We start from the raw sequence: 22,294 nt of genomic DNA, 5'->3' as shown, positions 1-22,294 counted from the left end.
AAGCGGAACAAGCCTTCATACAGTGGCTGCAGCGCATCACGGCATTAGGTCTGAATTGCTTTGCCACTTTTGCCGTCACATGGGGTAACTGGCACGATCACATCACCAACTACTTTGTTCGGCGAGGAACCAGCGGTTTTGTAGAAGGACTCAACAACAAAATCAAGGTGATTAAGCGCCGTTGTTACGGCATTTATAATCTAGGTCGGCTGTTCCAGCATATTTGGCTCGACGCTCAGGGGCGGCGAGTCTTATTTACAAAACACTAGATATTGGGGTTACCACGGGAAATATGAGAGAACCATTATATTTGCCTGGCTTCTTGCAGTATTTCATAGGGTTATTGCAAGCAAAGAGCAATTTGAATACTTGATCAGGGACGACATAAAGACCTTGCTAGACGAGAAACCAGCCGATCTGCGGCGGATAAGGTGACCCTCGCGTCGCGCGTTCACGAGCATGACTAGATATATGCTTGCTTCTCATAAGACACCTAGTCAAACGGACAGCCGGGGGAAATTTAAAATTACCCGAGTGCCTGAAGACTGAGTTTTGCAGCCTAATTCCAACTTAATATTATGCAAGCTGGCGATTTCCTTAACGATTGCCAGCCCCAAACCGCAACCGTTCCCTGAACTACCCGGGAGACGGTAGAAGCGTTCAAATACCTTATCGATTTCATGCTCCGGAATACCGATGCCATCATCTTCGATTGTTACGGTAGGGTAAGGAGTATGCTTCAATTCGACAGAGATACATCCATCAGGATTGCCATAAGAAATGGCATTGTCCAACAAATTCCCCAGCATTTCCCGTAGCAAGGTTTTATCCCCTTGAATCATTATAGTTTCCGCGGAACTTTCAAAACCAAGCTCCATATGCCGATCCGAGGCTTTCGATGCCCATTCCATGCAGGTATTTCTGACCAGTTCACACAAGTCCAAGGTCTGAAAGTCATTGATACCGTCAACGGGTTCCGTTCTTGCCAATACCAATAATTGATTCACCGTATGTGTCAGGCGTTCCGCGCTTTTCCGCATCTGTATCAGGGCTGGTTTAACGCCAGCCATATTCTCCTCCCGCAATGCCCGCTCAGCTTGCAGCGAGAAACCGGCCAGCGGGGTACGCAATTGATGCGCGGCATTGGCGACAAACCTTTGCTGGCCCGCTATTGCGGCAGATAACTGGGTTAACAAGCCGTTAATGGTATCGGTTAATGACTTGACCTCGATCAAAACGTTGGTATCGGCAATTGGGCTTAGATCATGCGGCGATCGTTTTGATATCTCATCAGCCAACACTTGTAATGGCTGTAAACCTTTGCGTAATCCTGTTAACAAAAATCCAGTGATAAAAATAACCATCAATAACTGTGGAATCAGATCCGCTAATAAAATATCGGTCATCATGTCATGCCGTTTTTTTAGTGTTTCAGCGACATGAACATAAAAAGTATCCTCTATGTCCGCTCTTTGTACGCGTAATACAACGACCCTAACCGGTTCCTGATCAATGTCGGCCGAGAAAAAAACCGGTTTTGAAAAATCGCTGGATTCGCTTGGTTCAGGAACAAAGCTATCGCCAGCCAGCAAACCTTTGTTCGCGGAGAAAATTTTGAAGAAAGTTTTATCACGTTCATCCCACCTGACTATCTCCAGGGCGGAATCGGGTAATTCAACTAAGACTTTTGCATGCCTAATCTTGATTTCCTGGGCTAACGAACTAGCAGAGTCCAACAACCAGCGATCATAGGTTTCATTGACATAATGCAAGGTCACATAATACGACAGAATCGTTTCGCAACTAATAAACAATATCAGCGGAAATAGTAAACGCTGCAGAATAGCTTTTCTTAGACTTTTTCTTTTAGACATCAATAGCTTCCAGTAAATAACCGAGTCCGCGAATCGTTTTGATACTAATGCCGTAGCTTTCCACGCGCTTTCTAACTCGATGGATATAAACTTCAATGGCGTTTTCGGGCAATGCGCCCGCTTTCGGTGACAGGCGTTGAGCTAACCGGCTCTTACTTACGACTTTTCCAGCGTCTAGCAGTAATAACTCCATGACAGCATATTCGCGCGGCATCAAAGGCAAAGGCAAACCATCGAGCAGCACCTGATTATCACGGGTGTTTAAGGCTAATCTACCGACAACAATATCGTATTGAAACCCCCCATAACAGCGTCGAAATAAAGCGTGAATACGCGCTTCCAATTCTTTTAGCTCGAAAGGCTTGGTCAGGTAGTCGTCGGCACCCTTTTCCATGCCTTGGACTTTATCGTTTGGACTATCTCGGGCCGTTAAAATCAGCACAGGCAGCGGTAGCATTTTTTGCCTGATGCCATGCAACAACTGCAAACCATCCGTATCTGGCAGGCCCAAATCCAGCACAACCAGATCGAAGTCTTGCTCAGCCAATAATTGCTTCGCACGCGCTCCTGTCATGGCGGAGGTTACCAGATACCCCGAGTTGCTTAATGTATGGTTCAAGCCATCCGCCAGTACGGCATCATCTTCTATTAGCAAAATTTTCATAGCTGTCTAAGTCTTGTCAGGTAAATGTAAGGTTTAAGCTTTAAATTAAAAACCAAATCAACTTACATCTGATCTTTTAGTAAAGATGGACCTGGATCGCCTAGTTATTAATTATTCACATAAAATAAAATTTGGATTCAATCATGACATCAATTAAAAGACATAAGCCAATGATTATATTAGCCATGGCTACATTTTTATTATTTGGCTACGATATGATTTTTGACTTAATTTCATCGCTATTTCACGTTTTTATTGTTATCGCGCATTACCTGTTTGAATTCTGCGAAAGCAGTTTGGATAGCATTATTGAACATCTATTCCATACTAGCCGTAGAGCAACCCAGATTATTGTATTTTATATCATGACGAGTATTTTAATCGCAGTGGGTTTTTTAATATTACGTAAAGTACCTACCTGGAGTCGCAAGTTTCGTGAACAATCAATAGCTTATTTTAACTATAAAAAAATGCAAGCTATTGATTTTTGGCGCCAGCAAACATTACTATTAAAAATAAAATTATGCTCTGAAGTAATAGCGGGGATTTCTGCGATGCTGTTTGTTTCGTTAAGTTAGTAAGCCTGTATATGAAACATACGTTTACTTAAAAAACTATTGTAATAATTTTAACTAATTATCCATTGCCAATTTTATTTGATATTGACTTGTCTTCTATCATATAACCCAAGCCTCTCAATGTAATGATATTAACAGCATAAGGAGTTAATCGTTTCCGCAACCGATGAACGCTAACCTCAATGGTGTTATCGCTAATCACATCATCACTAAATAAACGTTGGGCTATTTTATCTTTACTGACCACTCTCCCACGATTCAATAAAAAAAATTCCAGTAGGGCATATTCTCTTGGAAATAATATTAAAACGTTACCATCCACGAATACTCTATGCTCGCGGGTATCGAGAGTTAACCTGCCGCACACAATATCTTTACTAAAATTACCGTAGGTTCTCCGGATTAAGGCATGGATGCGATTCTCCAACTCATTAAGATCAAAAGGCTTAACCATGTAATCGTCCGCGCCTTTTTTCAGGCACTCAACCTTATCGTTGATAGCATCCTTAGCGGTGAGAATCAATACGGGAACCGGGTTTTTTCGCAACCTCAATTTCGCAAGAAAATGCGAACCATCCATATCCGGCAAACCCAAATCCAGAATAATCATGTCGAAATCCTTGGCAAACATGAGCGCTTCTGCATAGCGACCGGTTGTTGCGGGCGTTACGTCATAACCCGACTTACTCAAAGAATAATGTAGCCCATCTACCAAAACAGGATCATCTTCTACCAGTAATATATTCATAGACTATTTACGTTATTATTTGCCATCAAAGGTGTCTACTGCTGTTCTGCCGTAATTTTTGAGAATTCTTTAGAACGTATAATTACCGTGATAATCTTATTTAACGCCCGCCATACCAAGGATGCACATCATAAAATAAACATCTACCACCCCGTTTATTCACTCACAGCACTGCAACGCGGGTTATTCGGAAAGCTTCAGTTTATGATTAAAGTATTCTCATAAAAAACAACTTCTCCCGTTGCGATATCATGATTAGCGCCAATTATGCCAATCTCACCGAGCTCAATCATTTCTCTTAAAATTGGGCTACGTTGCATAATGGCATTGACTGTTCTTTTAACATTAATGACAGCGACTTTTTCTACAAATTCACTGTTGCTTGAATTGCGGTTTTCGGTTTCGGTTTTTTCATCATAAACCGCCGGCTGTATTTTGCTTAACAGATCGGTCAGATTGCCCATTTCCACATGATCGCAAGCTCCTTTTATCGCGCCGCATTTACTGTGACCTAAAACCACAATAAATTTCGATCCAGCCACTTTACAGGCAAATTCCATGCTGCCAAGAATATCTTCGTTGATGATATTGCCGGCAATTCGAATACTGAACACATCGCCCAGACCCTGGTCGAAAATAAGCTCGACCGAGGTGCGGGAATCGATACAGCTTAAAACAACTGCAAACGGGTGTTGGCCGTCGGAGGTTTCATTCGCTTGCTGCAACAGATTACGGTTTATTTTCAGATTGTTGATAAAGCGCTTATTGCCTTCTTGCAATAAATTCAAAGCCATTTCCGGGGTTATGGCCGCTTGCATTTCTTTGGTTAAGGTTTTCATTTTTTCCTCTTGTCGGTTTGAGTCTGATGAATAGCCAAGTCCATCCATCAGGTCTCAAACGCTATAATCTGCGTATTGGCTAATCTGCCCAGATCGGGCAGACTGTATTTTCGAAACTTGTTGTCGAGCTAAAACTCTTCCGTTAATTGACTTTAGGTTCTACCCTACTCAAAAAGTGACTGGATAATAGCGTCTGCCATAACGACAAATGCGCGCCATAATGTTTGATGGCCAATACCGGTATTTTTGCATCCGACATGACCGAAGAAGTCACGCTGCCCAACAATATGCTGGCGGCTTTACTGTGCCCGCGGGTACTGATGACGATTAGGTCGGCTTGATAGTTTGCGGCTTCGGTTAGAATTTCTTCTGCCGCCTTAATGCTTTCCATGAACAGGGGGTTAATCCGCACGCCATGCGTATCGACACTTCCCATGATTTCTGCGAAGCGTACTTTCTCCTCTCCGCGTTTAATCAGTTCGTGTTCCTCGTAGCGTACGACCGACTCATCGTCATAGACATGGATCGCTAAAATTTCAGGAACCTTATATTGGGCGGCGATGGCGGCGGCTTGCGTCAGACTATCCGCCGATACCGGCGAGAAATCGATGGGCGCAATAATGCGTTGAATTCGGCTATCGAAATTTTCCGGCACCATCCACACCGAACAACCGCAAAGCATAGCAAGACGTTGAGCCAAAGAATGGTGCGCGTTGCCATGGTCCTGGTGACCTAATAAAACCAAATCAATCTTATTTTTGAACACGTAGCCTACCAAGGTATCGAGTCGACTCTGTGCTTTTACGATTTGGTAGGTGGCTTTTTCCAGCGAGCCAAATGCCTGCTGAACCACTTGCTTCATCTGTTTGGCAGGATCGATCCCCGGTTGCAGATGCGCTCTTGCCTGCTGCGTTTCCACAAAAACAAAGTGCGGCTGTCCCACAATACCCGACTTGGTCAGTTGCGCCGCGTAGCGAAGCAGATAGTTATCGTGTTCAGTCAATGCCAAGGGTATGACCACCCGGTTGAAGTAACCCGGTTTGGACACAATGCCCGGTTGTTCAAAATCCTTGCCGGTAGCCGCTTTTGCAGGCCGACGACCTGCAAAAGGCTTGTCGAAAAAGCGGCCTGCCACAAAAAAAATCACCAGGGCGGACAATACGCCGGTCAGAAAATCGGTTACCGGCACCATGATTGCCGTATAAGTCATTAACAGAGCATGAAACCGGTTGTGGCTGATCACTTCCCTGATTTCGGACACCTTGATCATGTTGGAAGCCACCCACAACAGGATGCCGCCGATACAGGCCATGGGCACCATTTCCAAATAGCTGGCAATGTAATACGCCAACGACAATTTGAATATTGCTTTGAAATAGCCCGCTAAAGGGGTAACAGCGCCGGCTTTGATACTGGTAGCCGTTCTCGCCAATGCCCCCGTGCACGGGAAACCGTTCACCATCGGCGTAATGACTTGCACCAAACCTTGCCCCCAAAATTCCTTATCCGGATTGAAGGGCGTACCCCGGTTATTGGCCATGCGGTCGGCCATCGACGAGCACAGCACGCTTTCCACGGCGGAAACGAAAACGATACCGAATACAAAATAAGCAATATCTAGCGCGACGCCGGAAGTCATTGCTGGGAGTATCGGCGGGGTAAATACAAAAAAGTTATTGGGAATGGATCCGTAAATATCCTTCACCAAAATAACGCCTTTGTCAGCCAGCAAGGTGGCGGCCAAGACGGTGCTCGTCGCAATCGCCAACAACGGCGCCGGGATAAAAATTGAAATGCGCAACAACAGCTTGGTAATAAAAAACGTGCCTAGCCCCAATACGACCGACCAAAAATTAACCTTGTCGATATTGCCGTAGGCAAGGGTCAGATTATGCAGCAAACCGCCTTTGATATCCTCGTCTTCACCAAGTAAGTCCTGATAGCTTTCAACTCCCAATATCGACTCGAAGTTACTCAAAGCAATAGCGACCGCAATACCGACGGTAAATCCAACAATAATCGAATTAGGCACTAGTTTGGCGTATTTACCGAGTCCAAATACCCCCATCGACATCAGGATTACGCCCGCAATGATGGAAACAAACACTAAAAAGCCGTGCGCTTCAGCAAGGCTTCCACCACCGGCTTCGCCGTATTTGGCGATCAAACCGCCGATTATCGGGATAAAGGCCGCCGTCGGGCCGTAAACTTGATATTTGGAACCGCCCCAAGTGCGGCCGATTACACACCCCAAGGCGCCGGCGATAATTCCTTGCTCAGGCCTCAGCCCCATGGCCATGGAAAACCCCATCGCCATCGGAATGGCGGTTAACGCTACGATCAGGCCGGCACTCATATCCCGATAGGTAGTTTTTATCCAGGTCTGTTTCTTTATGTCTTCAAACCGGCTGTCGATCAGCGTATTAAACAGGATTAAACGCTGCCAGATTTGAGAACCCGCGTTTTGTCTTGGCTCCTTGGGTTTAGTGTCGTAGGATTCTAATTTTACTAGGCTGCTCATATAGTTACCTTTAACTTCGTTAAGCCATTAAATAGGCATAATGCGAAACCACAGCGACCGGAAGTCGACTGCGGCGCACATAAGGGGTGGGATCAAAATTTCCGATTGCATGGGTTAATTGAAAATATGGTTGCGGTATGATCGCCTCGGTAATCCGATTACCTGAGACGAAATTTCTGAAAGCCGCCTGAGTAAATCCGGTAAAAATTTCCCACCTAAATACAACCTTAACCTGCGAGTACTTTTTACGAAGCGCCCTGAAAGCCGTATTGAATTGCCGGGTTTTAAGCGATTTAAATAATTCGTCCTTGTCGAAAAAAAGCAACTCGACAATCGAATCGGTCAAAAAAAAACAGTGGGTCAATACAATTTCAATCTCGTCGTCGCCCGCAAGCAATAAGGTATGCGCCACCAAGCCAAGCGACGCTTCGGAAAAATCAGTGGGTATGAAGATGGTACGTTTCATGAATAAAATCTCCCGCTTTTTTTGAACGCAAGCTTAACCAGCAAAGCTTTCAAAAACCTTGCTTGAAAATTACCCGAAACTTACAGATACCTTACTTGGCATATCACGAAGTGGCTTTAAACCTTCTGCCAAAGATCGAGGCAGGGATGGATATCAATTTCGGCAAGCGCGTGGCACCGCGTGCGAGAGTGCATAAAGCGATAATAATCAGGACATCGGGCAACGCACGAGCGCGGTAATTGCTGCATTGGCCGCCAGCCTGATTTTTTGAAATTTATGCAAAATTAGAGGGATACTAATAACCGCCAGCCCTGACGGGGCATGGCGGCTGAATGTCTAAATTTGAGTGATTTGTGATAACTGAATTTGCGCTTACCGGGCTATGCTGATAATCGTTGCCAGAGCCGAGAACATCTAGAATAAAATGTATACGGTGATTATCAAGATTATTTTTGACCGGAAAGGCCGTCGATTCTATTGATTGTGAATAGGCTCACGTCAGCGTTTAATGCTGGCGTTTTCGTAGGTAAATATATCCTGCAAGAATCAATGCAGCAATAAAAACAATAATATTGAATTCCATTACATAATTACTTATTTTTCATGTATCTTCCTGTCAGATAGCCCATCAGAGCACCCCATACCAACATATAAATACCGTGCAGTATTATTTCAAAGTTTAATCGATAAGATTCGACATAGTAGTCGTAGAAATAGTCCAAAATAACGATAATCAGTGTTAGTTTCAGGGCTTGCTTGAGGCTTAAGGCTTTGACGTAGAAATAGCTTACGCCCATAACAAAAAAACCTACTAGAAATCGCGTACCGGCATGAATTGTCCACTCCATGTTAGGGATGGCTGATTTCAAAATCGCTATATTCATAAAATAAAGAAAAATAGCCCCTAGAATAAAGGTAAAACTAAGCATTTTCATAGCGCCCCTTTTTTAGAAGTAAAAATATTTTATTATTATATTAATCAACCTGGGATTGATTGAATGTTTCCAGCGTTGTTTGCACGTGTCAGCGCGATAAATAATTTATTGCGTTTTATTAGAGAGTAACTTTGCTGCCACATCCTCCAATTTGGAAAAATCCACGCCAACACTGATAACAAAATTCGACGCCTCCTCAAAACTCATGACCAATCCGACTATTTTGGATTCATCAACCATCACCCCGCATACCGACGTCGGATTCGGCAAAGTAGGCATATTAAGCAGTATTGTCCAAGCATTTTCAATCGAACTCAAGAGTAAGGTTATTGTAAGCTTAATGGGTTATTCTCCTGCTAATGAAATGCCACCGAAATTACCCGCTACCCTCTGATATCGAGTTCCAAATCACCCCATGAAAGAGAATAGAACTCACCCAACTGATTTTTGTTTAAACTTAAGAGTATCTGGATAATCAAAACTAATAGGCAAAACTTAAATCCCAAGCATCATTGAAATAAAATATAGGAAATCACCATGAACGATCAATTCAACTGGGACATGATTCTGCATTCTGCTGACTCATTGATTTCAAACAATTTATTAGCATTAATTGCTGGCTTGTTGATCATCAGTCTTTTTTGCTTAATCGGACTGATTTGGCTGTTCATCAAAAATAAACACAAACGGCAAGCTGAGCTAACAAAAGAATCCTTAGCTGAACCTTTGGTCTGGCATGCAATGACAGCTGAAGCTGTGTTGGCTAAATTAAAAACGAGTGCGGATCATGGCCTCATTGACGAGGAAGCGCAATCGCGTTTTACTCAACACGGACCCAATCGTTTACCCGAACAAAAATCGCGTAGTGCATGGATTCGCTTTATCAGCCAATTTCATAACCTGCTGATTTACGTATTGTTAGCAACCGCAGCGATTACCGCGATGCTAGAGCACTGGGCTGACACTTTCGTTATTCTTGGGGTCGTACTCGTCAACTCGGTCATCGGTTATGTACAAGAAGGAAAAGCCGAAGATGCCTTGCAAGCCATCAAGAAAATGCTTTCTTCTCATGCGCTGGTGTTGCGGAACGAAAAGAAAACAACCATTCCAGCAGAAGAGCTAGTGCCGGGCGATATTGTGATGTTGCAATCGGGTGATAAAGTACCTGCCGATCTACGCTTAATCAGCGTTAAAAACTTGCAGATACAAGAGGCTGCCTTAACCGGCGAATCAGTCCCTATCGAAAAACGGCCACAAGAAGTTGCTGAAGATGCAGTGCTTGGCGACCGGTTTAATCTGGCTTATTCAGGCACGCTAGTGACGTTTGGCCAGGGAAAAGGTGTAGTTGTCGGCACAGGTGTTCAAACCGAAATCGGCCACATCAGCCAAATGGTTTCCCAGGTCCAGACATTGACCACACCTTTGCTGCTACAAATGGCTGTATTTGCACGATGGATAACAGCAGCCGTCATCGTTTTATCCGGACTGGTATTCGCCTTTGGCATTAGCGTGCGCGACGGCGATATTGTCGACATGTTCATGACGGTCGTGGGACTCGCGGTTGCAGCCATTCCCGAAGGCCTACCCGCTATTCTGACAGTGACACTGGCCATAGGCGTGCAAAGTCTGGCAGGCCGGAATGCAATTATCCGGCGTCTGCCGGCCGTTGAAACGCTAGGCGCTGTCAGTATCATCTGTTCCGACAAAACAGGTACCTTAACCCGTAATGAAATGACCGTCAGATCCATTATCACAGAAGGGCTGTGCATTGATATTACCGGGACAGGCTATGAACCGGCAGGCGATTTTCGATGTGCAGGACAATCCATTGCTCCGAAGACTGACTCAAGCCTGCGGGCAATATTGCAAACGGCGTTATATTGCAACGATTCAACGTTGGAACTCGTTGATGGCGCTTGCAAAATTCACGGAGACCCTATGGAAGCAGCCTTGCTGATGGCCGCACTGAAAGCCGGTCTGAATTCTGATGAAGCACTGAAAGAATGGCCTCGCCGCGATCTGATTCCCTTCGAATCGGAACACAAGTTTATGGCCACCTTGCATCACAATCATCATGGCGAGGCCATGATTCATGTCAAAGGCGCCCCGGAACGTCTACTAGCAATGTGCCCACTAGAGCGAACCGCGACTGGCGACCAGCCCATCAATCCCGATACCTGGCATGCGGCTATTGAAAAATTGGCCAAACAAGGTCAGCGCGTACTGGGCGTGGCCTGTAAATCAGCAAAACCGCATCAAGCCGAGCTCAGTTTTGAGGACCTGGACGATGGGTTGGTTTTTCTGGGGCTGTTCGGGTTGATAGACCCACCCCGTAGCGAAGCGATTGCTGCTGTCAACGAATGTCATGATGCCGGTATTCGCGTAAAAATGATTACCGGCGACCATGAAGTTACCGCCTGCAGCATTGCCGCACAGTTAAATCTGCACAACAGCGAAGAGGCCATTACCGGCAAAATGCTAGACACCATGAATGATGAGGCGTTACTTAATCGCGTCCAAGAAATCGATGTCTTCGCCCGGGTCAGCCCGGAACACAAGCTGCGGCTGGTCACCCTTTTACAAAGCGGCGGCGCCATCGTGGCGATGACTGGCGATGGCGTCAATGACGCACCGGCACTACGCCGGGCGGATGTCGGTATCGCGATGGGTCATAAAGGTACGGAAGCAGCCAAAGAAGCCTCTGAAATGGTCATTACTGACGACAATTTCGCGACCATTGTTCATGCGGTTAAAGAAGGCAGGACAGTCTACGAAAACCTGAAAAAAGCGATTGTATTTTTGTTGCCAGTCAACGGCGGCGAATCCATCAGCATCATCATTGCCATCTTGTTTGGTTTTACCCTGCCCATCACTCCGCTGCAAATTCTTTGGGTCAACATGGTCAGTTCGGTCGCCTTGGCGATGGCATTGGCCTTTGATCCGCCTGCGCCCGATATCATGCAACGCCCGCCTCGTCCAGCAAACGAACCGATTCTTTCCGGCTTTCTGGTGTGGCGAATTTGTTTTGTATCGGCTTTATTTGCTCTGGGTGTATTCGGTATTTTCGAATGGAGCCAACAGCAGGGATCGAGTTTGGATGAGGCACGAACTTATGCGGTCAATACCCTGGTCGTGATGGAAATGTTTTATTTGTTCAGTGTTCGTTATCTGAGGGCTTCCTCGCTAAGCTTTCAACATATGTTCAATTCTAAAGCCGTCATCTATGCGGTAGCCACCGTCATAACGCTACAGCTCATTTTCACGTATGCGCCCTTTATGGAAGATTTTTTCGACACTCGCCCGGTTGATTTTGTGCATGGTTTTGAAATCTTAGCGATAGGTTTAATCGTGTTCGGACTACTGGAACTTGAAAAAGGGGGGCGTCGTAAATTTTTCCGACCTTGATCAGCAAACGCCAAACCGGTTCGACTTGGAACTTGAGAGGGCTTGATAGACTTCTTCGCCCTCCCGGCTTCTTAGATGCCTACCAAGATGTCGACGTAGACGTTTAAACCGGTCATGGTCTTTTTCATGCATAACTTGGCAATGTTGACCGAATCAATCACATTAATCTGACAGGCTCGGGTAATGTGTGGAAACTTCTGTTTTAAAAATAAATATGCTGCTCATGCTCTCGGCTTGCACAACAAAGCAATGGAGTGACACAATGCACGTTGGCATGGCGAACGCTATCGCGGTGAGCCAAAAAACCGAGACTATTCACAACCATCAAAAAATAGAGGTATTATTTGACGCAATTAATAACATTCGTTTTAACTGCTCCAGTAAATAACCGTGTCTAAACCTAATCTTACAGAAAGTATACGCCTGGGCCTGATGCCACCATTGACCGGACTGGTCAGCATGTATGGCCCCGAGATCATTCGAGCAGCTCAAATTGCCTGCCATGAAATCAATCAGCGTGGTGGCATTTTGGGTAGGCCACTGGAATTGATTATCGAAGATGACGGCAGCTTACCCGAGACCGCAGTGCCTGCAGCTTTACGCCTGGTAACACAGCATAAATGCGCAGCCATCATAGGCAACTTAATGTCTAATTCGCGGATTGCAATTGCTGCAGAGGTTGCCGAACCATTACGCATCCCTTATCTTAACTTTTCCTTTTACGAGGGCAGCATCCAGGGTCGTTATTTTTTCCATTTTGCAGCTTTGCCTAACCAGCAAATCAATAAAATGATCACGGCTATGGCACAGCGTTACGGCTTAAAAATGTACTTTGCCGGTAGCAATTATGAGTGGCCACGTGGCTCTATAGACGCAGCCAAACAAGCGCTCGGCCGGCTGGATGGCGATGTAGTCGGCGAGGCTTACTTACCCATTAATGCCAGCCCCGACGAAATTGAACAATTATTACAACAAGTGGCTCGTTCCGGTGCCGACGTATTTGTACCCTACTTTGCTGGCAGCGATCAGATTGCCTTGATTACTCGCTTCTGTGAAATGGGCCTCAAACAACATATGGCCGTGGCTATGGGTCATTACGACGAAACCCTGGCCCAACAATTATTACCAGAAGTACGCGCAGGTTTTTATAGCAGCAACAGCTATTTTATGTCGCTGGATACACCGCAAAACCATGCTTATCTACAACATCTAGCCGCGCTGCCCGACGTGAACGGTATCTGGCCAAATGGAAATGGTGTGGCCACCAACTTCAGTGAAGCCACTTATATCTGCGTGCGGGCCTTTGCAGATGCCGTGGAGCGTGCTGGCAGTACAGACGCTGAAGCATTGGTTGCAGCGCTGGAAAATACCAATCTACAAGCGCCTCAGGGCTGGGTACAAATGGATGCCCAAACCCACCATGCCTGCGTCAATACCTTTTTAGCGCATAGCAAGCAGGATGGTACTTTTGATATTATCGAACGTTTCGGCAACAACCCGCCGGAAATCCCCGCGCGCTATTTACACACACCCCAGAAACATCAAAGCACAGAGACTACATCCACTCTGCTGGAACAAGTTAAAGCCAAAGCAGAAAGCAGTCTCCGCCAACTGAACACTGCCCAACAGATCCTGTCGACTGCCGACATGGCTATATTGGCCACCGACGAATCCGGTAATATTTTTGAAGCCAATCCCAACGCCTGCAGCCTATTTGGTTACACCGCTGAAGAAATGTGCGGCATGTCTGTCCATTTACTGCTACCACCGCATTTACGCCAGCGACATGTAGGAATGGTACAGGGCTTTGTAGAAGGAAAAGATAGCGTACGCCGAATGTCGCAACGCAGCGAAGTTACCGGCTACCGCAAAGACGGTTCTTTTTTTCCGCTAGAAGCCTCTATCGGTAAGTTTCGTAACGGCGATCACTGGATGCTGGTGGTCACCATGCGCGATATATCTGGGCGCAAACGCGAACAAGAAGAATTGTTATGGCAAACCACTCACGACGAACTTACCGGTCTGCCCAATCGTAATCTGATTAGTGACCGGCTTAGCCAAGCCCTCCAACGCAGTCGCCGCAATGGACTTAGTCTGGCTCTATTATTCGTCGACCTCGATGGTTTTAAGCTGGTTAATGATACCTATAGCCATGAAACCGGCGATGCCTTACTCAAAACCATTGCTAACCGTCTGATAGAACTGGTTCGCCCCGGCGATACCATCGCACGCTTATCGGGTGATGAATTTGTTATTTTGTGCGAGCAATTGGAACAACCGACATCGATTTCATCCCTGGCAGAACGCATTAATCAAGTTCTACGCCACCCCTTCAAACTTGACGATCAACAGATTTACCTTAGCGGCAGCATTGGTATTGCAGTAGGTCACGGTTCTACCCACTCGGCTGACGATCTATTGCGTGCCGCGGACACCGCCATGTACGAGGTTAAACAAAAAGGTAAAGATGGCTGGCATTTTTTCAGCGCCAGCCTGGAAGAAAAAGTTCGTCAAAAATTATCCATTTCTAATGGCCTACGTCTGGCTATCGAACGCGATGAACTATCGGTTTGCTTCCAACCCATCGTTGATACCCATAGTACACATATAGTCGGCGCAGAAATGCTGTTGCGTTGGCAACCGCCTGAGGGCCCCATCTCCCCCGCTATTTTTATTCCGATTGCGGAAATGACCGGTAGCATCATTCCTATTGGAGCCTGGGTATTTGCTCAAGCCTGTCGCGCCGAAGCGGACTGGCGCCAACGCTGGGGCGAGCAAGCACCGGGGTATATTTCTGTGAACGTATCTGCCAGGCAACTAAACGATAATACTCTACTGAGCGTAGTTCAGGAATTGGTCAAGACCCACGCCAGCGATCCCAGTCGTATCTTGCTGGAAATCACCGAAACAGCTCTGATGGCGGATATAGATACCAATCTACGCATGTTGTGCAGCTTGGCAGATTTAGGTTTTCGAGTCGCCATTGATGATTTTGGCACTGGCTATTCGTCGCTAGCCCAGCTGACCAAACTACCGGTCAATGTTTTGAAAATCGACCGCGCCTTTGTCGATGGTCTTGAAAATCAAGCTGAAAGCCGAGCCGTCGTTAAGGCTGTGATTGGTTTAGGCCGCGCACTGGGCTTAAAAATGGTCGCAGAAGGCGTGGAAAATTCGGCTCAATTATTAGAACTGCGTAACTTTGGCTGCGATTACATACAAGGCTATTATTTTTATCGGCCATTGACAGAAAAGAATTTTATCGACGCCGTCGATCAAGACATAAAAGCCAGCAAACAAATCCAAGAACCGCCATTTTTTTTCATCGTTTATACCAGTCAGCCCACAGAAGAATTGGCTAAACAACATATTCCGGCACTTTTGCAGCAAACTCGCCAGTCAAACAGTAGAAGAGGCATCACAGGCTGCCTGTTACATCAGGATGACTGTTTTATGCAATATCTGGAAGGCAGCCGAGAAGAGGTTCTCAACTTAGTGGCACACATCGAAAAAGATACTCGCCATTACAACCTTAAGACCATCTTACAAGGCACTGCATATCAGAGGATGTTTCCTGAGTGGAGCATGGGCTTCCGCGAAGTCAATCAGCCAAGTGTCAATATCGAATTTCTAAGCCAACCTGAACATCAATTCAGCCTGCAAGAAATAGCACAGGATCCTCGAACCAGCTATATCTATATCACCTCGTTTAGAGAAAACGGGCTTGATCAAAAGAATTTTCACCCAAGCCGATTAGACTGAATCTTCGTATCACTATAAAGCCCTGCATCAGATCAGTTCTTATGCATTCGAAGAATAAGCCTCTCGGCAAAAACCGATAGCCGAGACAAGCTTACCCATTGCAATTAAGCCAAATCCGCTAAAATTTTATCCCTGACCAATTGCCCGGAAAGTGTCACCATCGGCATGCCGCCACCCGGATTGACACTGCCACCGACAAAATACACATTTTTAAATTGCTGGCTCCGCTGTGGCGCTTTAAAGCCTAGATTTTTATAGCGATCGGCAACCACGCCGTAAATCGAGCCTTGGTTGGAATAGTAACGGGCTTGAATATCGTGCGGCGTCCAGTATTCTTCGGTGACGATGTGTTTGCGCAAGTCTGTCAGCCCCATACGTTCCAGCTTGATCAGCACTCTTTCGCGCAACGCCAGATAGTCCTCCGGACTCAGCGGTTTGTCCGGATTGAGATGCGGAATATGCGGCAGAATTTTAATGATTTCACAACCATCTGGCGCTATGCCTGCATCGGATTTAACCGGCGCGACCAAATAAATGGTGGGGTCGTCGGATAGGCGTCCACTATGAAACACCGCATCAAAATGCTGCCGCGATTGGGCTGAATAAAAGAAATTGTGATGCGCTAATTGCGGATAGATGCGATCAACACCAAGATGCAGCACCAGACCGGAGCAACTGGGTTGAAAGCGTTGCATTTTTTTCAGCTCGCTGTTTGAACTATGCAATAGCTTTTGCATGGCGGGGATGACTTCCATATTGGAAACCACAATGTCCGTCTGCAATATTTCGCCATTCTGTAACCGAATAGCATTCGCTCGCCCATCTTGCGTTTGAATTTCTTCGACTTCTGTATTTAAATGAATTTGTACACCTAATTCGAGCGCCAATCGTTCCATTGCTTGTGCAAGACCATACATACCGCCTTTGACATACCACAGACCGTATTCATATTGAATATGAGGCAACAAATTCATCAAAGCCGGTGCGTCATAAGGCGATGAACCTACATATTTGATGAAATAATTCAGGATGTCGATTAGCTTGGGATCGGAAATGTAGCGGCGGACACCTTGATCCATGCTTCTGAACACGTCGAAACTCATCAGACTGCGGAGTGGCCCGTAGTAGCGCAACAAGTCCCAAAAGCCGTCCAGACCTTTGGCGAAGTAACCTGCTTCGGTTTCGCTACACAATTTTTTTGAATAAGCCATGAAGCGCGTGAATTCATCGGCTACGTTTGGCCCCAATTTATCCAGTTCGCGGCGCTGGGCGTTGACATCTTCCATTAAGTCGATAGTGGTGCCGTCTTCAAAAAAGTTGCGCCAGTGCGGCTCGACTTTTTCTATCTGCACATAATCGGCCATGTCTTTGCCAGCACGGCTGAATAAGTCTGCAAAGATATGCGGCATAGTTAATATCGATGGACCGAGATCGAAGCTAAAGCCATCTTTTGTGAGAATATTTAACTTACCGCCCACCTTGTCATTTTTTTCCAGTAAATGGACGCTGAAGCCTTCAGAAGCCAGGGAAATAGCCGCTGATAAACCGCCGAGTCCGGCACCGATCACTACGATACGGGTATTTTTATTGTTAGGAGTCATTAGAAATCCCGTTTCCAAGTAAGCATTAATTTCAGGTTTTGCCAGCGTTGTGCCAAATCGAAAGCGGAGTACTCGCGAAAAGCCTCAAGCGCCAGTCGGTTACGCTTGAAGCGTTGTATGAATGAGCCGGCGCCATATACAAAATCCATATAACCTTTAAAGTTTTGATAGCCTTTTTCACTGTAAGGAAACCAGTTTGGCTCTTTAGGCAAATGGCTGCGATTGGTTAAACCGGACACCGGGTAAGTAAAGTTACGCAATCCCTCTGCACCATGATAACGGCCAAAACCACTCTGTTTGACACCACCAAATGGCAGCCCCGGATGGCCTATGTTTTTGATCACATCATTGATCGCCCAACTGCCAACATTCAATTGTGAGGCGACCCGTGTTGCCTGCTCGATATCGCAGCTCCAGATGCTGGCGTTAAGCCCAAACTCACTATCGTTAGCCAGTCGCAAGACTTCGGCATCATCGCTAAAAGTCATCACTGGCAACAATGGGCCAAAGCTTTCTTCGCGCATCACTCGCATATCGTGATCTACATTCCATAACACCACAGGCTTGATAAAATTACCTTGTCTTTCCAGCGGCCCTGAGGCTTGAGCGCCTTTGGCTATGGCATCCTGGTAATGCGCTTGTACCACTTCAATCTGAGCAGTAGAAGTCATCGCCCCCAAGTCGCCATAAGGATCATTGCCGACCTTGAGCTGGGCAACGCCTGCCAACAACATACCCAAAAACTGATCGAAACACGGTTGCTGTACATATAAACGCTCCACCGACACACACACCTGACCACTATTGCAAAACGCACCATACAGCGCAGCTGCACAGGCCCTATCCAGTTGTGCATCAGCAAATACCAGCATCGGATCTTTACCGCCCAGTTCCAGTATCACCGGAACCGGATGGCGAGCGGCACGTTGCATCACTGCGCGACCGGAATGCAGACCACCGGTAAAAAATATCAGATCAGGTCCGGCGTCTATCAATTGCTCGCCAGTCTCTTTATCTCCGACAACGCACTGCACCAAGCCGCTGGGTAAATCCAGCTTGGCAAATAAATCAACAATTAGTTGGCCAACCGGCAGACATAATTCCGATACTTTCAAGATTACAGCATTCCCGGCAAACAGCGCTGTCAGTATCGGCGCCACAGAGAGCTGAAAGGGATAATTCCAGGGCGAAATCACTGCGACCACCCCATACGGGCGGCGCTCTATGCCTGCGGTTGCGCCAGGAAAAGCAAATGGCGAAGTCGGCACACCCTGGTAACGCAAAATTTGCCCGGCATGTTTTTGGTAGTAATTCAATAGATCGAGTAAAGGGTAGATTTCCCCCAGCAGGGCTTCAGTATGAACTTTGCCAGTACAAAGCCCTATTAGCTGGCAAATGCTATCTAAGTTATCCATTAATAACTGACTGAATGGCAACAAGCTTTTCGAGCGAGCTTTTATCGGTATTTTGCTCCAACTATCGGCTGCCAAGCGCCCGGCGGCCATTTTATCTGCGATGGATTGCGCATCGCTGATCTCAAAATCGCCTAGTACTTTGCCGTCGATTGGTGAAACTGTCTGGATTATCGTCATGTTAGGCTTTAGTTTTTTTTAGCCAGGCGCTTTGCTTGATATCCTTGTAGGCCACCCGGTATTTTTTACAAATCAGATTGGCGGAAATGCGGGCTGATTCATAGATAGTCGGCAAGCCACTGCCCGGATGGGTGCCCCCGCCGACTAGATAGCAATTATCCAATTCCTCAAACCGATTGTGTGGGCGCCAATACAGCATTTGGCTAAATTTATGCGAAAGGCTGAATGTCGCACCTTTATAGACATTTTCCTCGGTTTCCCAGGTTTGCGGCGTAATGATTTTTTCAGATTCGATATGGTTGCGAATGTCGCTTAAACCCAAGCGTGCAGCTAGTGTGTCCAGCACCTGTTCACGGACATTCTGGCAATGCGCCTGCCAATCGATACCACTGTCATTGTTTGGCATAGGCACCAGCACATAAAGTGCCGACTTACCCGTAGGCGCCAGACTGGTATCGGTAACAGTGGCATTTTGCACATAAAACGAAAAGTCTGCAGACAGGATTTTTTTATTAAAGATATTGCCGATATTGGTGTGATAGTCCTTGGCAAATACTATCGTGTGATGCGGCAGGTCGTAAACCTGATTTAACCCCAAATAAAGCATGAACGTCGAGCAGGAATATTCACGTTTCTCCAGTTGACTAGGTGCGTATTTTTGCAAAATTCCCGGTTCAACCAAGTGCGTCATTGCGTGAGCAAAATCAGCGTTAACTATCACCTCATCCCCGAACACTTCTTCGCCATTTTGCAGCTTTACACCTTTGACAACGCCCTGCTCAATGATTAACGACTGGATTTCCTCGCCCAGGTGTATTTCTCCACCTGCTTCCTGAATGACTTTGGCCATTGCTGCTGCGATGCGATTTAGACCACCTTTTACATGATAGATACCGTAATCATGCTCCAGATAAGGCAACATGGTGAATAAAGCGGGACAATCCCAGGGTGACATGCCCAGATATTTGGATTGAAAGCAAAACGCTAGCCGCATTTTTTCCTGTTGAAAATATTGGCCTAGATTTTTGAAGATACTTTTCGGAAACGCCAGCCAAGGTATGGCTTTGATCAAATCCAGCGAAAAAAAGGATTTAATGGATGAATAATCTCGGGTTATACAGGGATAAAGACGGTTAAAGCGGCTACGCTCATTGTCCATAAAGCGATCATATCCATCTGTACCTTCGTCAAATACGCGCGCCAACTCAGCCCGCATATTTTCTTGATCGGAAAAAACGGACAATGTCTTGTCATCGTAAACCAAATCATACATAGGGTTTAGCGACATAAACTCAAGATAATCCTCGCTACATCGCCCACACAGCTCAAACATTTCATCCAACACGCCTTTCATTAACAAAAACGTCGGCCCGGTATCGAAACAAAAACCATCCAAATGTAATGCCCGGTTGCGACCACCGACTTCTGGGTTTTTATCGTAAATCGTCACTTTAAAGCCACGATTGCTCAGCAACATGCCTGCGCATAAGCCACCCGGTCCAGCCCCGACAATGATGATATGTTTAGATTCGCTCATATAAATTTAGATGATAGATTGGTTAATTTGCCAATGAATTAAGAACTGTCACCCGCTCAATGATAGGCGGTAAAAGCTTGATGTATCAACAAAGCGTCAATTTTTTCGGATGCACCTAAGTAATGTGCAATTTTATTTTTGATATTTGGAATCTCAACACTCACTTGTTCAACTTGCTCGGGAATATCGGTCACCACATGTCGACCAGCGGAAAGGAAATAAGCCAATACCACAATATCAACAGCGCCCTGTGCGATTTGTTGAGCTTCATGGATAAACGGCTTAGCTATTTCCAGAAAGGCATAGTCAATGCCAGCAAACAGCTTACAGCTATAGCGCAATCTAGCGACTAATTCGCTGATCTCATTATTTGAGGCCTCTCGGCGACTACCGTGAGCCAGCACAAGCAAATGTGTCAATGTCTGCCTCTTATTCAATGTCGATATGGATTTCGTTGCGGCGTAAGCTTGGGATGGTCCAAGGAGGATCGTAAGCGGCTGATCTTGGGCTTGATAAGCGCTTGATGTCTCGTTCATCAAGCCATGCAATTAGAATTTGACTGTATTCGGCAATTCGCGCCTGATTCAAGCTGCCTGAATAGCGCAGTGTCGCCACTTTTTTAGCAGGAATGGATTTGAGCATGACAAGCGGATCGGATGGTTGGGGCAATGTGGTTAAAGCAAACTTAGCCGGCATAACAAATGACATTAACCACTGGTTAGTTTCGGATGTACTTTGAATAGTTGTAGACAAGGTTTCAATAGGCCCAACAGCTGTTCGAAAAACCGGCGTGGTCATGGCTATTTCTTGTTTTTGCTCATTTCCGCCAAAAATATAGCCTGCCAAGCGGTTGAAACCGATTTTGCCTGCTTGACTATAGTCAGCTTCAATTTCAGTTTCGGCAACCAACATCGGCTGGTATAGACGAATTTGCATATTGCCATCATCAGACAGTACCCGATAGCCTGCTTCTTTACTGCTTCTAATACCCATTACGCTAAAACTTGCTCCTAGTAAACTGAATAGACGAGATATCGGATTGCTCATCAACCAATATCCTGCGGGGTTTGAATGGGTAAAATCTTCAATTGATATGCCACTGTTTGTATTTGAACATGCCAATTTACCGCAAAATTTTATTTTTGCGGTAAATTGATCTGAAAAATATTTAAAGCCATTGGCAGGATAGCAGGATCATGAAAATTCATAGACTTTACAGGCGGCAAGCGCTGCAAATGCATCCCGAACAGGCTTGGCAGTTTTTTTCATCACCGCATAATTTAAATCAGATTACGCCCAGTTTTTTCAACGTAGACATCACATCGCCCGTACCGGATGACATCTATGCTGGATTGATGATTAGCTATCGCATGAAAGCGGTGTTCGGCATTCCCATGGCCTGGCTATCGGAAGTCAGTCACTGTGAAAAGCCTAAACGCTTTATTTATCAACAACGGGTTGGGCCTTTCCATTTTTGGAGTCATGAAGTCAGTTTTACCCAAAATGGTGAAACAGTCATATTGGAGGACATTGTGTTTTACAGCATGCGCTGGAGTTGGCTAGGTGATTTATTACATACCCTGGTTATTGAAAACAAGTTAAAAGGTATTTTCGATGTTCGGCAGGATTATTTACAGACAAACTGGGGGTTAAGCTCAACTGAATGTCTTTGATATTCGCTACTTCAAAAACTTCTGCTGCCTCCAACCAATTCCGATTCTGAACGCGCATGAATTAATTTCCGCTTATGGTTCCCATGCTTTGCGTCACTGCCA

General features: G+C 45.9%; 18 protein-coding genes. 5 read left to right on the top strand and 13 right to left on the bottom strand.

Translation table 11 applies throughout. From position 1 onward, the window contains the following. A partial coding sequence (locus A1359_RS02365; RefSeq protein WP_198159246.1) for a transposase occupies positions 1-269 on the top strand: 269 nt, incomplete at its 5' end. Positions 270-497: 228 nt separating this feature from the next. Here the strand turns inward: A1359_RS02365 and A1359_RS02360 are convergent. After that, a complete protein-coding gene (locus tag A1359_RS02360) occupies positions 498-1,874 on the bottom strand; it encodes a sensor histidine kinase (RefSeq protein ID WP_066977447.1) in 1,377 nt (458 codons plus the stop codon). Beyond that, positions 1,867-2,538 carry a response regulator gene (locus A1359_RS02355; RefSeq protein ID WP_066977446.1) on the bottom strand — a complete coding sequence of 224 codons (672 nt, stop codon included), beginning with the start codon at positions 2,536-2,538 and terminating at the stop codon, positions 1,867-1,869. Before A1359_RS02355 ends, A1359_RS02360 begins: the two co-directional genes overlap by 8 nt. 143 nt (positions 2,539-2,681) lie before the next feature. Here A1359_RS02355 and A1359_RS02350 point away from each other — a divergent pair, with 143 nt between their 5' ends. Next, the gene (locus A1359_RS02350) at positions 2,682-3,116 is read left to right on the top strand and encodes a hypothetical protein (protein WP_157200439.1); all 435 of its coding nucleotides are present in this window, start codon (positions 2,682-2,684) and stop codon (positions 3,114-3,116) included. Between the two features lie 58 nt (positions 3,117-3,174). Here A1359_RS02350 and A1359_RS02345 read toward each other — a convergent pair whose 3' ends face one another. The 6 genes from A1359_RS02345 to A1359_RS02320 all read right to left on the bottom strand — a co-directional run bounded on the left by A1359_RS02345 (position 3,175) and on the right by A1359_RS02320 (position 8,943). Next, positions 3,175-3,864 (bottom strand): response regulator, encoded by a 690-nt coding sequence (locus A1359_RS02345; protein WP_066977441.1) that lies wholly within the window; start codon positions 3,862-3,864, stop codon positions 3,175-3,177. 197 nt (positions 3,865-4,061) lie between these two features. Then, on the bottom strand, positions 4,062-4,703 hold the full coding sequence (locus A1359_RS02340) for a carbonic anhydrase family protein (protein ID WP_066977438.1): 642 nt from the start codon (positions 4,701-4,703) through the stop codon (positions 4,062-4,064). Between the two features lie 142 nt (positions 4,704-4,845). After that, positions 4,846-7,224 carry a SulP family inorganic anion transporter gene (locus A1359_RS02335; RefSeq protein WP_083960452.1) on the bottom strand — a complete coding sequence of 793 codons (2,379 nt, stop codon included), beginning with the start codon at positions 7,222-7,224 and terminating at the stop codon, positions 4,846-4,848. Between the two features lie 19 nt (positions 7,225-7,243). Further along, on the bottom strand, positions 7,244-7,690 hold the full coding sequence (locus A1359_RS02330; RefSeq protein ID WP_066977435.1) for a hypothetical protein: 447 nt from the start codon (positions 7,688-7,690) through the stop codon (positions 7,244-7,246). Between the two features lie 590 nt (positions 7,691-8,280). After that, positions 8,281-8,574, bottom strand: a complete 294-nt coding sequence (locus A1359_RS02325) for a hypothetical protein (protein ID WP_232322083.1) — start codon at positions 8,572-8,574, stop codon at positions 8,281-8,283. Positions 8,575-8,730: 156 nt separating this feature from the next. After that, positions 8,731-8,943, bottom strand: a complete 213-nt coding sequence (locus A1359_RS02320) for a DUF502 domain-containing protein (protein WP_066977430.1) — start codon at positions 8,941-8,943, stop codon at positions 8,731-8,733. Positions 8,944-9,162: 219 nt separating this feature from the next. Here A1359_RS02320 and A1359_RS02315 point away from each other — a divergent pair, with 219 nt between their 5' ends. Further along, the gene (locus A1359_RS02315; protein WP_232322082.1) at positions 9,163-12,030 is read left to right on the top strand and encodes a cation-transporting P-type ATPase; all 2,868 of its coding nucleotides are present in this window, start codon (positions 9,163-9,165) and stop codon (positions 12,028-12,030) included. Between the two features lie 390 nt (positions 12,031-12,420). After that, the gene (locus A1359_RS02310; protein ID WP_232322081.1) at positions 12,421-15,789 is read left to right on the top strand and encodes an EAL domain-containing protein; all 3,369 of its coding nucleotides are present in this window, start codon (positions 12,421-12,423) and stop codon (positions 15,787-15,789) included. Between the two features lie 104 nt (positions 15,790-15,893). On the opposite strand, the gene A1359_RS02305 is transcribed toward A1359_RS02310, so the two are convergent. The 5 genes from A1359_RS02305 to A1359_RS02285 are packed head-to-tail and all read right to left on the bottom strand — an operon-like array spanning position 15,894 to position 21,566. After that, positions 15,894-17,390 carry a phytoene desaturase family protein gene (locus tag A1359_RS02305; protein ID WP_066977425.1) on the bottom strand — a complete coding sequence of 499 codons (1,497 nt, stop codon included), beginning with the start codon at positions 17,388-17,390 and terminating at the stop codon, positions 15,894-15,896. Then, positions 17,390-18,982, bottom strand: coding sequence for an aldehyde dehydrogenase family protein (locus tag A1359_RS02300; RefSeq protein WP_066977422.1), 1,593 nt, complete (start codon positions 18,980-18,982; stop codon positions 17,390-17,392). Before A1359_RS02300 ends, A1359_RS02305 begins: the two co-directional genes overlap by 1 nt. Before the next feature lies 1 nt (position 18,983). Then, entirely contained in the window at positions 18,984-20,519 is a 1,536-nt protein-coding gene (locus A1359_RS02295; RefSeq protein ID WP_066977419.1) for a phytoene desaturase family protein, read from the bottom strand. Positions 20,520-20,575: 56 nt separating this feature from the next. Beyond that, entirely contained in the window at positions 20,576-20,938 is a 363-nt protein-coding gene (locus A1359_RS02290; protein ID WP_066977416.1) for a sirohydrochlorin chelatase, read from the bottom strand. Between the two features lie 10 nt (positions 20,939-20,948). Beyond that, on the bottom strand, positions 20,949-21,566 hold the full coding sequence (locus A1359_RS02285; RefSeq protein WP_066977414.1) for an SOUL family heme-binding protein: 618 nt from the start codon (positions 21,564-21,566) through the stop codon (positions 20,949-20,951). Between the two features lie 149 nt (positions 21,567-21,715). On the opposite strand from A1359_RS02285, the gene A1359_RS02280 reads away from it, so the two are divergent. After that, positions 21,716-22,192 carry an SRPBCC family protein gene (locus A1359_RS02280; RefSeq protein ID WP_066977411.1) on the top strand — a complete coding sequence of 159 codons (477 nt, stop codon included), beginning with the start codon at positions 21,716-21,718 and terminating at the stop codon, positions 22,190-22,192. Positions 22,193-22,294: the final 102 nt, after the last annotated feature.

The sequence above is a fragment of the Methylomonas lenta genome (assembly GCF_001644015.1).
GTDB lineage: Bacteria > Pseudomonadota > Gammaproteobacteria > Methylococcales > Methylomonadaceae > Methylomonas > Methylomonas lenta.
The sequence above is the reverse complement of the archived record's forward strand: the minus strand, read 5'-3'. Positions and strand labels throughout refer to the sequence as shown.